Below are 1,115 nucleotides of genomic sequence, written 5' to 3' on the forward strand. Positions count from 1 at the left end.
CCCGATGGATTGACCGACAGCACGCCTTCCGGCGACAGCTGGCGCATATAGCCGACGTCGGGCAGCTTGAGTGCGGCTTCCGGATAGCGGCTGGTCGAGTCGCGCGCGACGAGATGGCCCTGTTCGCCAAGCGCATAGACGATCTCGGTGATCGAGCCACCGATGGCAATGATCTTCGACGTATCGGCAAAGGCCGCCGCTTTCTCGGCGCGAGCCTGCGGGACGCCGAGGAGCAGCGAAAGCACGATCGCCAGGGCGAGCGTCAGCGGCGACAGCCTGGGGAAGGAAACCATGGTCATCGTCCTCAGGCCGCGGTCGGGCTTGGAATGCGCGGCAGGTTTTCGGCCAGGAAGCGCCAGTCGTCGCGCTCGCCCTCGCCTTCGTGACGCTTGCCAAAGAACTGGACGATCATCTTGCCGTCGGCGCCGTAGGCTTCGAGCGAGGTGACGTGACCGTCCTTGGTCGGCTTGCGCACGGCCCAGACCTCGTGGATGCGGTCGTTCCTGAGATGCAGGTGGAACGTCTCGTCGAGCACGTTGATCCACGGTCCCATCGGCTTGACCGACTTGATCGGACCGGAATGGATCTGGATGCAGCCGCGGTTGCCCACGAAGCACATGATCGGCATCGCGCCTTCGGCGGCGTGGTGGAACATGGCAGCTACGGCATCCTTGTCGAGCAGCCAGGCATAATCCTGGCCGACCATGCGCACAGCCTGGCGGCGGCTGAGCTTCAGCGTCTTGAGCATGCCGAAGAACTGATGCACGTCGGTGAGCCTGCTCCACCGGTCGCGCAGATCGTCGATGCTGGCCGCCTGCCCCTCGACCTCGGCCTCGTCGTCGCTCCCGCTTGCCGACACGGAAACGATCGGCTCCTGGTTCGACGATTCCAGTTCCGCCACCAGCTTATGGTAGGCGTAGAGGTTCGAGGCGGGCCTCAGATGCACCTTGTGCACCGCCTCGCCCGAAGCATCGAAGAACTGCAGGCTGCGGCGGATGTCGCCGCCGTCGCGCTTCTCGACGGCAAAGCCGTGCGCCCAGACTTTCGGGAAGATGCGCAGGTCGATGTTCTCGCCGAGCACCATGGCGTTGTGGTTGCCGGTGACGACCTTGTCG

Annotated in this window: 1 protein-coding gene and 1 pseudogene; both read right to left on the minus strand. The window is 64.7% G+C overall.

The features are described 5' to 3' along the window. Positions 1 to 299: pseudogene (locus EOA33_RS36470) on the minus strand (hemin ABC transporter substrate-binding protein); the annotation flags it as partial. A gap of 5 nt (positions 300 to 304) precedes the next feature. Further along, positions 305 to 1,115, minus strand: an 811-nt coding sequence (locus EOA33_RS36475; RefSeq protein ID WP_127407780.1) for a ChuX/HutX family heme-like substrate-binding protein, incomplete at its 5' end; no start/stop codon positions are given.

Origin of the sequence: Mesorhizobium sp. M4A.F.Ca.ET.050.02.1.1 (assembly GCF_003997725.1) — a bacterium.
Taxonomy (GTDB): domain Bacteria; phylum Pseudomonadota; class Alphaproteobacteria; order Rhizobiales; family Rhizobiaceae; genus Mesorhizobium.